General features: G+C 34.9%; 13 protein-coding genes and 1 pseudogene. 9 read left to right on the plus strand and 5 right to left on the minus strand.

What is annotated here, in order from left to right:
- Positions 1-58: 58 nt before the first annotated feature.
- The 7 genes from RRF69_RS02630 to RRF69_RS02660 are packed head-to-tail and all read left to right on the plus strand — an operon-like array spanning position 59 to position 9,327.
- Positions 59-3,766: an efflux RND transporter permease subunit gene (locus RRF69_RS02630; protein ID WP_316940434.1), complete on the plus strand. Its 3,708-nt coding sequence runs from the start codon at positions 59-61 to the stop codon at positions 3,764-3,766.
- Positions 3,763-5,001, plus strand: coding sequence for a TolC family protein (locus tag RRF69_RS02635; RefSeq protein WP_316940435.1), 1,239 nt, complete (start codon positions 3,763-3,765; stop codon positions 4,999-5,001). The genes RRF69_RS02630 and RRF69_RS02635 overlap by 4 nt, the downstream gene beginning before the upstream one ends.
- Entirely contained in the window at positions 5,001-5,732 is a 732-nt protein-coding gene (locus RRF69_RS02640; RefSeq protein ID WP_298949612.1) for a heavy metal translocating P-type ATPase, read from the plus strand. Before RRF69_RS02635 ends, RRF69_RS02640 begins: the two co-directional genes overlap by 1 nt.
- A gap of 6 nt (positions 5,733-5,738) precedes the next feature.
- Positions 5,739-6,455 carry a PepSY domain-containing protein gene (locus tag RRF69_RS02645; RefSeq protein WP_316940436.1) on the plus strand — a complete coding sequence of 239 codons (717 nt, stop codon included), beginning with the start codon at positions 5,739-5,741 and terminating at the stop codon, positions 6,453-6,455.
- Entirely contained in the window at positions 6,452-8,224 is a 1,773-nt protein-coding gene (locus tag RRF69_RS02650; RefSeq protein WP_316940437.1) for an efflux RND transporter periplasmic adaptor subunit, read from the plus strand. Before RRF69_RS02645 ends, RRF69_RS02650 begins: the two co-directional genes overlap by 4 nt.
- A gap of 32 nt (positions 8,225-8,256) precedes the next feature.
- On the plus strand, positions 8,257-8,871 hold the full coding sequence (locus tag RRF69_RS02655) for a DUF3347 domain-containing protein (RefSeq protein WP_069674108.1): 615 nt from the start codon (positions 8,257-8,259) through the stop codon (positions 8,869-8,871).
- Positions 8,872-9,327, plus strand: coding sequence for a heme-binding domain-containing protein (locus tag RRF69_RS02660; protein ID WP_069674109.1), 456 nt, complete (start codon positions 8,872-8,874; stop codon positions 9,325-9,327). It abuts the gene before it with no gap.
- Between the two features lie 344 nt (positions 9,328-9,671).
- On the opposite strand, the gene RRF69_RS02665 is transcribed toward RRF69_RS02660, so the two are convergent.
- From RRF69_RS02665 to RRF69_RS02685, 5 genes and pseudogenes are all read right to left on the minus strand, one after another.
- Positions 9,672-11,849 (minus strand): TonB-dependent receptor, encoded by a 2,178-nt coding sequence (locus tag RRF69_RS02665; protein ID WP_316940438.1) that lies wholly within the window; start codon positions 11,847-11,849, stop codon positions 9,672-9,674.
- Between the two features lie 71 nt (positions 11,850-11,920).
- Positions 11,921-12,331, minus strand: a complete 411-nt coding sequence (locus RRF69_RS02670; protein WP_246906203.1) for a Fur family transcriptional regulator — start codon at positions 12,329-12,331, stop codon at positions 11,921-11,923.
- Positions 12,332-12,366: 35 nt separating this feature from the next.
- Entirely contained in the window at positions 12,367-12,573 is a 207-nt protein-coding gene (locus RRF69_RS02675) for a GDCCVxC domain-containing (seleno)protein (protein ID WP_073240407.1), read from the minus strand.
- Positions 12,573-13,173 (minus strand): annotated as a pseudogene (merTP, locus tag RRF69_RS02680) (mercuric transport protein MerTP). Before merTP ends, RRF69_RS02675 begins: the two are co-directional and overlap by 1 nt.
- Entirely contained in the window at positions 13,170-13,544 is a 375-nt protein-coding gene (locus tag RRF69_RS02685) for a metalloregulator ArsR/SmtB family transcription factor (RefSeq protein ID WP_316940439.1), read from the minus strand. The pseudogene merTP and the gene RRF69_RS02685 overlap by 4 nt, the downstream one beginning before the upstream one ends.
- 69 nt (positions 13,545-13,613) lie before the next feature.
- Between RRF69_RS02685 and RRF69_RS02690 the strand changes: the two genes are divergently transcribed.
- A complete protein-coding gene (locus RRF69_RS02690) occupies positions 13,614-13,994 on the plus strand; it encodes a hypothetical protein (protein ID WP_316940440.1) in 381 nt (126 codons plus the stop codon).
- Between the two features lie 93 nt (positions 13,995-14,087).
- On the plus strand, positions 14,088-14,621 hold the full coding sequence (locus RRF69_RS02695; RefSeq protein ID WP_316940441.1) for a hypothetical protein: 534 nt from the start codon (positions 14,088-14,090) through the stop codon (positions 14,619-14,621).
- The last annotated feature ends 33 nt before the right edge of the window (positions 14,622-14,654 follow it).

A 14,654-nucleotide genomic window follows, 5' to 3' on the forward strand; every position in this document is an offset into this window, starting at 1 on the left:
TTTGTTGTATTCGGTGTTGTCGTAACATCAATGTCTAACTGTTTAATAATCAAAGCCAATGCTCAATAAAAGCATCAAATTTTTAATAGAAAACAAACTCGTTGCAGTTCTGCTACTCGTCCTTTTTGTAGGATGGGGAACGGTTAATGCACCTTTTAATTGGGATACAGGTTTCTTACCAAGTAATCCAGTTGCTGTAGATGCCATACCAGATATAGGCGAAAACCAACAAATCGTTTTTACAAAATGGGATGGTCGTTCACCACAAGATATTGAAGATCAAATTACGTACCCATTAACGACGTCCTTGCTAGGAATTCCTGAGGTAAAAACGATCCGTAGTTCTTCTATGTTCGGCTTTTCAAGTATTTATATCATTTTTGAAGAAGACATAGAATTTTACTGGAGTAGAAGTCGTATTCTCGAAAAACTTAATTCCTTACCAAGTGGTTTATTACCAGAAAGTGTTAATCCTGCATTAGGTCCCGATGCAACAGGATTAGGACAAATATTCTGGTACACACTCGAAGGTCGTGATGAAAAGGGAAATGTTACTGGTGGTTGGGACTTACAGGAATTGCGAAGTATTCAAGACTACTATGTAAAATATGCTTTATCCTCTGCAAGTGGCGTTTCTGAAGTAGCTTCTATTGGTGGTTATGTTCAAGAGTACCAAGTGGATGTAAATCCAGAATTGATGCGACAATACAATATCGGTTTAAATCAAGTTGTAAAAGCAGTTAAGGAAAGTAATAAAGACATTGGTGCACAAACTATTGAAATCAATAATGCAGAGTATTTAGTACGTGGTTTGGGTTATGTAAAATCTATTGAAGACATTGAAAATGCGGTAGTCACTTCCGAAGACTATACATCAATCAGAATAAAAGATATTGGAAAAGTCTCTTTAGGTCCTGCAACACGAAGAGGATTATTAGATAAAGAAGGCGCAGAAGTTGTTGGTGCTGTTGTGGTAGCGCGCTATGGTGCAAACCCAATGGAAGTTATTAATAACGTAAAGGAAAAGATTAAGGAATTAAGCGCAGGACTACCTTCAAAAGTGTTATCAGATGGAAGAACATCGCAAGTAACCATAGTGCCATTTTATGATAGAACAGAATTAATTCAAGAAACTTTAGGTACACTCAATGAAGCCTTAACTCTTGAAATATTGATTACCATTTTGGTTATAATCATAATGGTGTTTAATCTTCGAGCTTCTATATTGATTTCTGGCTTATTGCCCGTTGCAGTATTGATGGTTTTTATAGCAATGAAGTTCTTTGGAGTCGATGCAAACATAGTAGCTCTATCAGGTATTGCTATTGCTATCGGAACAATGGTAGATGTGGGTGTCATACTTTCAGAAAATATTATAAGGCATTTAGATGAAGATAATGGAACACAATCCATAAATACGGTAGTTTATAACGCAACAGCCGAAGTGTCTGGTGCAATCGTAACCGCAGTAATGACCACTATTATCAGTTTCATACCTGTATTTACTATGATTGGTGCAGAAGGAAAATTATTTAGACCTTTAGCCTTCACAAAGACATTTGCATTAACCGCATCTATTATTGTTGCCTTATTCTTGATACCGCCTTTTGCAGCTTTTTTATTCAGAAAGAAAAGTATTAAAATCAATTTTATATATGTTTTAAATGGCGTTTTAATAGTGCTAGGTGTTGTTGCCATAGTTTACGGTTATTGGTTGGGGTTAATATTGGTTGGGTTTGGAATTGTTGCACTTATAAAGCAACAAGGGATAGTATCAGAGAAACAAGCGAATCTTATCAATATCATTATTTCTGTATCAGCTATTGTATTCTTGTTAGCCGAATATTGGAGACCGTTAGGAGTTGACAAAAGTATTTTTTGGAATCTCATTTTTGTAAGCGTTATATGCTTCGGTTTATTAGGTGTTTTCTCATTATTTATAAAATACTACAGACGTATTTTGAGATGGTGTCTAGATAATAAACTATTGTTTTTATCCGTACCAACAGCAATAGTCATCGCAGGTTTTTTCATTATGAAAAATACAGGCAAAGAGTTTATGCCATCATTAAACGAAGGTTCATTTCTACTAATGCCAACCTCAATGCCACATTCTGGCGTAGAAGAAAACAAACGTGTTTTACAACAATTGGATATGGCTGTAGCAAGTATTCCAGAGATTGAAACTGTAGTTGGTAAGGCAGGAAGAACAGAATCAGCTTTAGACCCAGCACCACTATCAATGTACGAGAATATGATTCAGTATAAATCAGAATATATGCTGAATGAAAACGGAGTACGCCAACGCTACAAAGTAAATGATGATGGCTTCTTTGAATTGAAGGATGGTCGTTTGGTTTCTAATCCTAATAATTCCGAAAACGTCATTTTTAGCACTATAAAAAGGTCTCAATTAATTGAAGATGATGATGGCGAGTACTATCGTAACTGGCGACCAAAAATTGAATCACCAAACGATATTTGGAATGAAATTGTAAGAGTTACAAAACTTCCAGGCGTAACCTCTGCACCCAAACTACAGCCTATTGAAACCCGATTGGTAATGTTACAAACAGGAATGAGAGCACCAATGGGAATCAAGGTAAAGGGTCAAGATTTAAAACAAATAGAAGCATTTGGGATACAATTGGAAAACATTTTGAAACAGGCTGAAGGCGTTAAGCAGGAAGCGGTTTTTGCAGACCGTATTGTAGGGAAGCCTTATCTGCTCATTGATATTGACAGAGAAAAAATAGCACGTTATGGCGTTACCATTGAAGAGGTTCAAAACGTTTTGAAAGTGGCAGTTGGCGGTATGGTAATAACCCAAACGGTTGAAGGTCGAGAGCGATACGGTGTTCGAGTAAGATACCCAAGAGAAATGCGAGCTAACCCAACTGATTTAGAACAAATTTATGTGCCAGTTGAAAAAGGCAGTCCTGTGCCTTTAAATGAATTGGCAACAATCCGTTACGAACAAGGTCCACAAGTCATAAAAAGTGAAGATACTTTTTTAGTAGGTTATGTCTTGTTTGATAAATTGGATGGGTTTGCTGAAGTAAGCGTTGTTGAAAATGCACAAGCATTGATTCAAGAAAAGATAGATTCTGGTGAATTGATAGTTCCGAAAGGAATCAACTATGCCTTCACGGGAACTTACGAAAATCAATTAAGAGCTGAAAAAACCTTATCGATTGTTGTGCCTTTAGCTTTGGCAATTATCTTTTTAATACTGTATTTCCAATTCCGTTCTGTGGCAACCTCATTAATGGTCTTTACAGGTATTGCAGTAGCGTTTGCAGGTGGCTTTATAATGATATGGCTCTATGGTCAAGATTGGTTTTTAAACTTCAATTTCTTTGGGGAAAATATGCGAGACTTATTCCAGATGCACCCAATTAATTTAAGTGTAGCAGTTTGGGTTGGGTTTATTGCACTCTTTGGTATTGCAACAGATGATGGTGTAGTAATGGCAACCTATTTAACGCAAACTTTTGATAGAAATACACCAGAGAATAAAAAAGAAATTAGAGCATCCATAGTGGAAGCAGGAGAAAAACGTATCAGACCCTGTTTAATGACTACAGCTACAACCATTTTAGCATTATTACCAGTACTGACATCAACAGGACGAGGTAGTGATATTATGATACCAATGGCAATACCAAGTTTTGGTGGAATGCTTATAGCCTTAATAACCTTATTCGTAGTTCCAGTATTATTTAGCTGGAAAGCCGAAATTCAACTTAAAAGAACTGTAAAATGAAACAGATAAAATCACACATAAAAACAGTCTTTATTTTTTGTTCGTTATTCTTTGTTCTCATAGGAAATGCACAACAATTAGAAACACTTATAGATGAAGCCTTAACAAACAATCCAGAAATTCAAAAGTTTGAGTTACAATACAAAAGAGCTTCCGAAAAAGTAAATGAAGTCAATACCATTCCTAATACCGAATTTGGTGTCGGTTACTTTGTAAGTGAGCCAGAAACTAGAACAGGAGCGCAACGTTTTAAGGTATCTGCTAAACAAATGTTACCGTGGTTTGGTACAATTACATCAAGAGAAAATTACGTGAGTTCATTGGCAGATGCTAAATACGAGGACATTGTTATCGCAAAGCGAAAACTAATGGCTTCGGTATCACAATCCTATTATAATCTATTCGCCAACAAAGCAAAGCAAGAGGTCTTAACTGAAAACATCAAACTATTAGAAACTTACGAAACATTAGCACTAACATCTGTTGAGGTTGGTAAAGCATCCGCAGTAGATGTGTTGCGATTGCAAATGCGTCAGAACGAAATGCAACAATTAAAAGACGTATTGCAACAACAATTTTTAGCAGAACAAACTAACTTCAATAATCTATTGAATAGAGATAATGATGTTACCGTGAATGTGGTAGATAGTTTACTGATACCTTCTGAAGACTTTGATATTACTTCTGAAAATTTAGCATTACATCCCGAATTACTAAAATATGATAAACTTTATAAATCCATAGAGCAATCAGAATTATTAAATCAAAAAGAAAGCAGTCCAATGATTGGTTTTGGATTAGATTATATCAATGTTGCTGAAAGACCAAATATGGATTTCAGCGATAACGGAAAGGATATTGTAATGCCAATGGTTTCGGTATCTATCCCAATTTTCAATAAGAAATATAAATCCCAAACCAAACAAAATGATTTGCAGCAGCAGGAAATTACTGCTCAAAAACAGGAACGTTTAAATGCATTGGAAACGCTTTTAGACAAAGCAAATAACGAACGCATTTCTGCAAGAATAAGTTATGCTACTCAAACAAAAAACTTAAAGCAAGCTAAAGATGCAGAAGACATTTTAATCAAAAGCTACGAAACAGGAACGATAGATTTTAATGATGTTTTGGATATTCAAGAACTACAACTAAAGTTTCAAATGAACCAAATAGAATCAATTAGAACTTATTATGTTCAATCAACGATTATTAATTATTTAACACAGCAATAATGAAACACACATATAAGATTGCGGGAATGACTTGCAATAACTGTAAGGCTTCCGTCGAGAAATATTTAAGTAAAATAGACCACGTATCAGAGGTGTCTGTTAATCTTGAAAAAGGTGAGGCAGAAGTGAAAATGAATAAACATATTTCAACTGATATACTACAAAAAGCATTACCAGAAAAGTATACTTTATCTGAAAAGAAAGAGAAGAATGTGTTTGCATCTTCAAGTATGTCGGCAATGCCTATGGAAGAAGAAAAAAGTAAATTACAACAGCTAAAACCTTTATTGCTTATCATTTTTTATATAGCAACTGCAAGTGTATTATTACATTATAAAAATTGGACTTGGAGCGCTTTTATGCTCGACTTTATGGGGTTATTTTACATCGTGTTTAGTTTTTTCAAGATGTTAGATTTAAAAGGCTTTCCTGAATCCTTTCGTATGTACGACCCTTTAGCTAAACGTGTTCCTTTTTATGGGAAAGTTTATCCATTTATTGAAACAGCTTTAGGACTGATGTTTTTATTGCGGTTTGAAATTAATATAGCTTTAATAATTACACTTATAGTATTAGGGATAACAACAATTGGAGTAACAAAAACATTATTGGACAAAAAATCAATACGATGTGCGTGTTTAGGTACTGCTTTAAAATTACCTATGACAGAAGCCACTTTTATTGAAAATGCTATTATGATTGTAATGGCGACATTAATGCTTATAAATTAAATTGTTATGGTAAATAGGCATACTGCGTTAAAAATTAGAAAAACCCACAGGTATTTGGGTCTCTTTTTAGGGATTCAATTCCTGTTTTGGACTATTAGTGGTTTATACTTTAGTTGGACGAACATCGATGAAATACACGGAGACCAATTTAAAAACTTGAAGTATCAACCCAAAGCATTTAATAGTTTAATAAGTCCTTCAGAAATGGATGTTCCAAATGGTATAAAGACTATTGAATTAAGAGATATTGATAATGCACCGTACTATTGGATAAATAAAGAGCAATTGTATAATGCTTTAGATGGAATGCCAAAAAATAGTATTACGCAGAAAGAGGCACTCTATATTGCCAAAAACCATATCAAAAGTGGTTTAGAGGTAGAATCTGTTGAGCAAATTACGGAAACTGGAAAACACCACGAGTATCGAGAAAAACTACTACCTGCTTATGTTATCTCATATAAAACAGAAGAAGCACTAAAAGCATACGTTTCTGTAAGCGACGGAAAATTTCAAACCGTAAGACATCGTTCTTGGCGTTGGTTTGATTTTTTATGGATGACACATACCATGGACTATGAAGGCAGAGACAATTTTAATACCATTGTTTTGAGAGCCTTTTCACTTTTAGGATTGATAACCGTTTTAAGTGGGTTTTTGTTGTGGTACACCTCGTCACCTTCAATTAGGAAATTATTAAAACGAAAAAAAATAAAGAAATGAAAAAGTATATAGTTTATCTCGGAATATTAGCTGTTGGTCTACTTTTAGGGTGGATACTGTTTGGTGGCTCACCAAAAGAAGAAACAGACCATAATCACGATGCAGTTACAGAAACCAATCAAATGTGGACCTGTTCAATGCATCCACAGATTATGCAACCAGAAGCAGGAGATTGCCCTATTTGTGGTATGGATTTAATTCCTGCTGATGGTGTAAGTGATGGTTTATTAGCAGACCAATTCAAATTGACTGAAAACGCAATTGCTTTAGCTAATATTCAAACATCTATTGTTGGTAAAGGCAATGTTGAAGGCAATACTATCAAATTATCTGGTAAAATTGCTGAAAACGAAGAAGCAAATGCAGTACAGGTAAGTTATTTCGCTGGAAGAATTGAACGTTTGAATGTGAGTTTTACAGGCGAAGAAGTTCGTAAAGGTCAATTATTGGCAACCATTTATTCGCCAGAACTCTATGCAGCACAACAAGAATTAATTACAGCAGCATCTTTAAAAGAATCACAACCTGCTTTATACAAAGCAGTCCGTAATAAATTGAAATTATGGAAGCTCTCTGAAAATCAAATTAATAAGATTGAAGAAACAGGAAAAGTGAAAGAAAACTTTCCTGTGTATGCAACCTTTTCGGGTACTGTTACAGAAAAATTAGTAGAGCAAGGCGATTACATTAAACAAGGTCAACCCATATTAAAAATTGCCAATCTCAACACAGTTTGGGGAAATTTTGATGTGTATGAAAATCAGATTAACCGCTTTAAAAAAGGACAGGAAGTGATGATAACAACCAATGCCTATCCTAATAAAGAATTTAAAGGTAAAGTTGATTTCATTGACCCAGTTTTAAACACCAAAACAAGAACTGTTACCTTGCGTGTTGTTTTAAACAATAAGGACGATGTATTTAAACCAGGAATGTTTGTAATCGCAAATATTGAAGACAGTACAGCTAAAAATGACGAAGTATTAACAATTCCTTCATCTTCTGTGTTATGGACAGGTGAACGTTCTGTGGTGTACCTTAAAACAAATCCAGACCAAACTATTTTTGAAATGCGTGAAATTAAATTAGGCAATCAAATTGGTAATGAATATGAAGTTTTAGAAGGATTATTTGTTGGAAATGAAATAGTGACTAACGGTACATTTACGGTTGATGCAGCAGCACAATTACAAGGCAAAAAGTCTTTGATGAATAAAGATGGTGGTAAAGTAATGACAGGTCACGAGGGTCATTTAGGTATGGATAACAATTCACCCAACACAGAAAGTGACCACACTATTATGAATGAGCGTCTGAAAGTATCAGCGAAATTTCAAGAGCAGTTAAAAGCTGTTTTCAATGCGTATATCAATTTAAAAGATGCTTTAGTGAAAGAAGACTCAAAAGGCGCTTCTGAAAGTGTAATAAGTTTACTAAACAATTTAACCAGAGTAGATATGAAATTGTTATCAAACAATAAGGCGCATAACCATTGGATGTCATTAGAAAAGGAAATAAAACCTTCAGCGACCTCAATTTCTGAAACATCCGATATAAAAGCACAAAGAGACCATTTTAAATATTTATCATCACATCTAATCAATGCTGTTCAATTGTTTGGTGTTAATGAAAAGGTCTATGTGGAATTTTGCCCTATGGCAGATAACAACAATGGTGCATATTGGTTGAGCAAAGAAGAAAAAGTAATCAATCCATATTTTGGCAGCGCAATGCTAACCTGTGGAGAAGTAAAACAAATAATAGAATAATAAATCAAGTAATAACAATTAAATTTTAAACAATGAAAAAAGTAAGATTAACAACAATTATGGTAATGGCATTTATAAGCTTATCAGCAATGTCTTGTAAAGATGCGAAAACAGAAAACAGTACCAATTCTGAAATGATTACTGAGGAAGACCATTCAAAAATGAACCACGATAATTCCGATGGTCACCACGATGTGGATAAAAAGGAAATGGCAATGAACGGAGATGGAAATTCCCAAACAATATTAAATGACTATTTCAACTTAAAGGATGCCTTAGTGGCAGATGATAATGCCAAAGCTAAAGAATTGGGTGCAACCCTCGCAACATCATTAGGAAAGCTTGACATTTCAAAATATACGGATGCTCAGCAATCAGAATTAAAGGACATTATGGAAGATGCTATCGAGCACGCAGAACATATCAGTGAAAGTGATATTAAACACCAACGCGAACATTTTAAAGTTTTGAGCAAAGATGTTACTGATATGGTAGCTATTACGGGAACACAAGTGAAACTATACGAGCAATTTTGTCCAATGTATGATGGCGGTACAGCTTGGTTGAGTACAAAGGAAGAAATACGCAATCCATATTATGGAAGCCAGATGTTGAAATGTGGTAAAGTACAGCGAGAAATTAACTAAATGAAAATTGTAAAAATCATAGCACTGATTTTATTGGTTGGATTTGTGGGTATACAGTTTGTGCCCACAGACCTCAATCAAAGTGATACTGTGCCAAAAACTGACTTCTTGTTGGTAAACAACACCCAAGAAAACATAAGCGCATTATTACAAGAGTCCTGCTATGATTGTCATAGTAATAACACAGAATACCCTTGGTACAATAAGGTACAACCTGTTGCTTGGTTTTTAGAAGACCACATTAATGAAGGAAAGGAAGAATTGAATTTCAATGAATGGGATGCGTATTCCAACCGAAGAAAAAACAGCAAACTAAAGTCAATAATTAGTCAGGTTAAAGATGATGAGATGCCACTAGCATCTTACACCTTGATTCACAAGGATGCTAAGTTGTCCAATTCTGAAAAGACCTTGATTATTGATTATATGAAGAACCTAAAAGAAACATTAAAATAATGCCCTGATATGGGAAGGAAATACTGGTTGGTTGGTTAATAGCCCTTCCCATTTCAGGCACTATAAAAAGTATTATGAAACAAACCCTTAACATAAAGAATATGGTATGTGACAGATGCAAATCAACTGTATTACGGGAGTTGGAAGAATTGGGTTGTGACATAAAAACGGTTGAGCTTGGACAAATTGTTCTAAACAAAAAGACAGGCATCCAAACATTAGAATTAGAAAAAGTGCTGAGCAAACACGGTTTTGAAATCATAAAGGATGAAACAGAAATTTTGATAGAGGAAATAAAAATTGCGCTCATAAAAAAAATCGAAAATCAGGACAATGCAAACCTTTCATCTTTTTTGACCAAAAGGTTTAATAATTACTCCTACACTAAAAATAAAACCGTCCGTAGGCGCATAAATTTCTGGAAATTCTGGATTGTCGTGTGGTGGCAAAACCAAAGGTGAAAACCTACTTTGTCTTCTGTCTGTAAAGTTTTCAAAATTTACAAAGGTTGTTCCCCATTTGAAATTGCGCATTAAAAGCAATCCCATAGTTATAAAATCCGTGGTTTCTGTGCCATTAGACAAAAACTGCTTTCCTGTGTAAAAAGTTTCATAACCTATGCGCCATTTATCAGATTCGTACATTAAAACGCTACCTGCATTATGTTTTGCTGTGAGCGGTTTTTGCGGATTTCCTGCCAAATAGTTTAGCTTTGTATCAATGAGTGCATAGTTTAAAAACCATCTAAAATCCTTGTACGTAAATTTAATATTGGTTTCCGCTCCCTTGCTTATTATTTTATCGGTTGCATTTTCAAACATAAAAAATCCATCGTCTGTTGAATTTAATAATAGCCCGTTGTTAATAGCTGAAACGTAGAAGAGTTGGTTAACACTAAAACCTACCACATCGAATAACCTTGTTTGGTAATTCACATCAAAATTGACACCATAGGAACGTTCTGCCTTTAAAGCAGATTTATCTATAGCAAGTACATTTTCAAAACTGATATATTCCGCCTCTTCGGTGAAAATATCTGGAATTTTATAACCTAATCCACCACCAATTCTGCTCGAAAATCCGCTGTCGTTCTTGTAAAGCAAGGAAACTCTTGGAAGTGGAAAAAAACCGAAATCTGTATTGTAGTCTGCTCTTAATCCTGTTTCTAAAATCCAACTATCTGAAACGTCGTAAATGTTGTTTACAAATGCTCCATAAGTAACGTCTGATTGGTCTCGTTGTAATGTCGCATTATCATTTTCATCAAAATTAGATGTGTATAAATTTGCACCAAAAATCCAATCGGTTTTTTTGGATGCCTTTTGATAGTTGATTTCTGTGAATGTATTGGTTTGTTTGCCGTCAAAACTGAAATCGGTAATAGATAGTTTTCTATCGAAAAATGAGATGCTATTCTTGATGTTCAATGAACTGACCGAATCTATCTGTGTTTCGTAAACAGCCTGACTGCTCAATCTTTTAGAAAGATTTTCTTCGGTATATTGATGAATCCCATTTTCGCCACTTTCAATTTTTGTAATGTCTCCACCAATTCTGTCGTCATAAGTTCCATTTAAACCTATCCAAAAAGTTGTTTTTTCTGAAGGATAATAAAAGAATTTGGGGTTAAAAGATAACGAAGTTGTTTTTGGTAGATTGCTGAAACCATCATCTTCTGGGTCATACGCTTTTTGGTAATGACCAGAACTGTATAATGAAACTCCAAATTTTTCATTTCGCTTACTATAAAAGACATTTGCTGTACTACCCAACGCTTGTGTTTGAGTTAGCATAATATCCAAAGATGGTTCTTCATCAGGTGTTTTTGATACCATATTTATTAAACCCGCAATAGCCCCTCCTCCATAAAGTGTAGAAGAACTTCCTTTTATTATCTCAAATTGTTGTAGGTCTAGAGGCGGAATTTGTAAAATACTCAAACCACTTGAAAATCCACCATACAAAGGAAATCCGTCTCTTAAAAGTTGTGTATAACGTCCATCGAGACCTTGAATTCTAATATTGGTGTTTCCACTACTTAACGAGGTTTGTTGCATTTGTATTCCGGTACTTTCACGAAGCACCATTGAAATATTAGTCGGATTCATTACTGCTTTTTCGCCTAATTCTTCCGCACCTATAAATTCTATTCTCGTAGGTATTTTTCTAACAGTTCGTGTACTTCTTGAAGATTGTATTACGACTTCATCCAATTCATTTCCTCCCGATTCGAGCTTGAAAGAGAACTCTTTTTTTGTGCCAACCTCAATAGTGGTTTCAATGGTTTTAAAACATACATATGAAATTTTTACGGTTTGGTTTCCATTTGGGATTTCTGTAAATGTGGCAATTCCGTCAAAATCTGTTACTGCTCCTTTCTCTAATTCTTCAAAATATACAGTCGCTCCCAATAATGGCCCATCTGTTTCGGCATCGCTCACAGAAATGGAAATATCACTCGTTTGTGCGAATGATATAATTGATAACATTAAAAATAATGTGTTTAAAAATACTTTTTTCATTTGCTTATTCTGGTTTTTAAGAATATTGAAAATGTATGTATTTAGCATTTACCGCAACTCGATTGCAAAGATTATCTGTTGCAGTTGTCGCACAGGCCTTTCACGACCATATTTGCTTGTTGCAACTTGAAATTTTTTGGAAGTTGAATATTGGGAATAGGAACGTCGAAAAGACAAAACGTTTTGTCGCAGTTAGTACAATAAAAATGATAGTGCAAATCTTTTGGGTCGCAGTTACAGCCTTCCGCACAAACTGCATATTTGGTCATTCCAGAGCCATCTTCAATGCTGTGGATAACTTTGTTTTCCTCAAATGTTTTTAGTGTTCTGAAAATAGAACTTCTATCCGTATAGGGCAGTGCATTTTCAATATCCTTTAATGATTGAGCTTTTTCTAGGCTTAAAAGATGGCGCAGAACAACCGTTCGTACTGCGGTGTTTTTTACTTTTTTTATTTTTAGGATTTCTTCTTCCGTTTGCATTTTCCTAATATATCATTTTTTAGAGTATTGTCTTTTCAGCAACAACTTTTGTTTTCTTGAATCGGCGGACAAGGCACAGTTCCGTAAGAACAATAAACACAACAATCTCCTTCATTTGGTTTTAGAACCGTTTTGCAACTCTCACATTCATAAAAGAATTGACAAGATTCCGTTGGCATTTCTTCTACTTTTTTATGTCCGCAGTTTGGGCAAGTTATTTCAGATGTCAATATAGTTTCCATTATTTTTCTTTTTTGTCGGTCACGTTATAACCTGTAGAATTAATTGCTTTCTCAATTTCCGCTTCATTGGTCTTGGTTTTATCAAATTCAATGATTGCATTTCCACTTTCGTATGATGCTTTTGAGCTCACGATTCCGCTGAGTTTATTTACTTCGTGGTTTACGTGTTCCTCACAACCCGCACAGGTCATTCCACTAATTTTAAATTCAGTTGTTTTAATATCCGATTTATCTACTACGATAATGTGTTTTGCCGTGTCTGGGTAAAAAATTCCTGAATAGTATGGAAATGCCAACATTACTATTGCAAATACAGTTATAATTCCTAAAAAAGTTTTGGACTGTGTGAATTTTGGTTTTTCGTCTGTCTCACATTCACAATCGATTTCCTTTTTAGGCTTTAGCATTTGATACTAAGGCAAAACCAAGAACCAAAATTGTCAAACCGATGAAATATGGTCTTGCAGGTTCGAGCCACGAAAAACTAGAAGCAAGCCCACTTGTCCCAGCAACAAGAGCCAAAACTGGTGTGATGCAACAAAGTGAAGCAGCAAATGCTGTTAAAAGTCCTGCGCCGATTAATTTTTTGTCTGTTTTCATATTGATTCCAAAATTTTATTTTCGTGAAGTATTTTGAAAAACGGTTTGAGCATTTTTCCATACTCTTTTGTCAATGAGTAGAAAATGGTTTGTGCCTGTCTTTCTGTTTCAATGAGTTTTCGGTCTTTGAGTTTTCGCAGGTGTTGTGAAATTGCCGAAATGGTCATTCCGAGAATGTCGCTCAAGTCGCAAACGCAAAGTTGTTTCTCTTCGTAAAGTAAGAACAGGATTTTCAGTCTTACATTATTACCAGCCAATTCAAGTCCGTTCGATAAATAGTCAAACGAACCGTTCAGTTCTGAAACTCGGTCTTTACAACGGTTGATTTGTTTAATGTCCGCCTGTTGTCTTATACAAGAAATGTTGTCCATACTGAAAATATAGTCAATTTGTTTATTTAAGCAACTACTAAAATATAAAATATCAAAAAGAACCCGATTTTGTCTATCGGGTTGTGTTGTCTTAGCCTTGCCACTAACATAGCGCTAAGCGAAATCACTTGGTTAACAAACGAGCGTCCGGCTGAGATAGAAACGTATTGGAACACCGAATACCCCGAAATAGACAATGCTCAAGGAAAGATCAGGACACTCCATAAATCCGGATACCAACTCCTTGATCATTTCATTCTATCTGAAGAAAGTTGGCTCAGCAATTACTATAGTCCTTTAGAAAAGGAGCTCGCAACTCTTAAGAAAGATCTTTCCAAAGACGAAGAGACAAAAGAAGTTGTTCAATCTTACAAAGATGAAATAGAGCTATACAAAAGGTTTAAGGATTACTTTGGGTATGGTTTCTATGTAGCGAGGAAGGTGAATTAAGAAATTCTTGGCTGCATCTTTGAATAATAGGGGGAGGGGAAATCAAAATTCAAACATCTCAATCTCCTTATTTTAATTTCTTAATTTTGACTCATGTCAAGCACTAATTCAAAAGATAAAGACAACCCTTCAAAAAGAATAGAATACAGAGGAAAAAATGTCCGAGTTTCAAGAACTGGTGGTGTTTCTGCAACGAAAACATTTAAAGGAGATGGAGTTGGCGCTACTATAAACACTAAACACGGACTTCGTCTTCACAAACGATTATTTAAGGGAGCAAGAATGGGTTTCCAAAACGGAAACTTTCAGTTCATTGGAAGATACAATAGTGGTCCTTTTAACTTTAATGTTTCAAAAAACGAATTTAGTACATCCCTCAAAAACAAACGAGGTTCCTATAACATCTTTAAACCCAATTATTCCAGTTTCAAATTAGGAGGTGTTCAAGTTAGAGGGGAAAACGCTGCTACGTTTCAAATGATCTATATGTTGATCATCCTCTTTGTTAATTTCATTAAAGTAATTTGGCATATTTTCATCTCTATTTTGTGGTTTGGTTTCTTGTCAATAAAATGGATTGTAGATTTTACAATTGGATTTTTCAAAGGTTTTAGAGAAGTTGACTAACGTTACTGGTAACTAAAGCACCTTATAACTTTA

It is taken from the genome of Polaribacter sp. HL-MS24 (genome assembly GCF_032758595.1).
Classification (GTDB): Bacteria; Bacteroidota; Bacteroidia; order Flavobacteriales; family Flavobacteriaceae; genus Polaribacter.

Excerpts from the sequence above, each read along its gene's own strand:
- RRF69_RS02630 (WP_316940434.1), top strand. The coding sequence starts at position 59 with ATGCTCAATAAAAGCATCAAATTTTTAATAGAAAACAAACTCGTTGCA.
- RRF69_RS02635 (WP_316940435.1), top strand. The coding sequence starts at position 3,763 with ATGAAACAGATAAAATCACACATAAAAACAGTCTTTATTTTTTGTTCG.
- RRF69_RS02640 (WP_298949612.1), top strand. The coding sequence starts at position 5,001 with ATGAAACACACATATAAGATTGCGGGAATGACTTGCAATAACTGTAAG.
- RRF69_RS02645 (WP_316940436.1), top strand. The coding sequence starts at position 5,739 with ATGGTAAATAGGCATACTGCGTTAAAAATTAGAAAAACCCACAGGTAT.
- RRF69_RS02650 (WP_316940437.1), top strand. The coding sequence starts at position 6,452 with ATGAAAAAGTATATAGTTTATCTCGGAATATTAGCTGTTGGTCTACTT.
- RRF69_RS02655 (WP_069674108.1), top strand. The coding sequence starts at position 8,257 with ATGAAAAAAGTAAGATTAACAACAATTATGGTAATGGCATTTATAAGC.
- RRF69_RS02660 (WP_069674109.1), top strand. The coding sequence starts at position 8,872 with ATGAAAATTGTAAAAATCATAGCACTGATTTTATTGGTTGGATTTGTG.
- RRF69_RS02665 (WP_316940438.1), bottom strand. The coding sequence starts at position 11,849 with ATGAAAAAAGTATTTTTAAACACATTATTTTTAATGTTATCAATTATA.
- RRF69_RS02670 (WP_246906203.1), bottom strand. The coding sequence starts at position 12,331 with ATGCAAACGGAAGAAGAAATCCTAAAAATAAAAAAAGTAAAAAACACC.
- RRF69_RS02675 (WP_073240407.1), bottom strand. The coding sequence starts at position 12,573 with ATGGAAACTATATTGACATCTGAAATAACTTGCCCAAACTGCGGACAT.
- RRF69_RS02685 (WP_316940439.1), bottom strand. The coding sequence starts at position 13,544 with ATGGACAACATTTCTTGTATAAGACAACAGGCGGACATTAAACAAATC.
- RRF69_RS02695 (WP_316940441.1), top strand. The coding sequence starts at position 14,088 with ATGTCAAGCACTAATTCAAAAGATAAAGACAACCCTTCAAAAAGAATA.